The sequence below is a fragment of the Photobacterium sp. R1 genome (assembly GCF_054600795.1).
This window is the reverse complement of sequence record NZ_BAAHZP010001086.1, coordinates 1-230: the sequence shown is the minus strand read 5'-3', so window position 1 is coordinate 230 and position 230 is coordinate 1. Positions and strand designations below refer to the sequence as shown.

1 protein-coding gene is annotated in these 230 nt (G+C 55.2%); it reads left to right on the top strand.

Translation table 11 applies throughout. The features are described from left to right. The coding region (locus tag ACYP03_RS28415) for a hypothetical protein (protein ID WP_459782994.1) at positions 1-230 on the top strand (230 nt) is incomplete at both ends.

Genomic DNA, 230 nt, shown 5'->3' with positions numbered 1-230 from the left:
TCGATCGTATTTCCAAGATGATTCCGGCCGAACCGGGCATGACGCTGGCAAAAGCCTTTGAGGCCGAGCCGCAGCTGGGTGAAGTGTACGAAGCCGATGAAGAAGTCAAAGATCTGATCGATATGTGCCGGGTGCTGGAAGGGGTAACCCGAAACGCCGGTAAACACGCTGGTGGGGTCGTAATTTCGCCAACCACAATCACGGATTTCGCCCCGCTGTATTGTGACGCA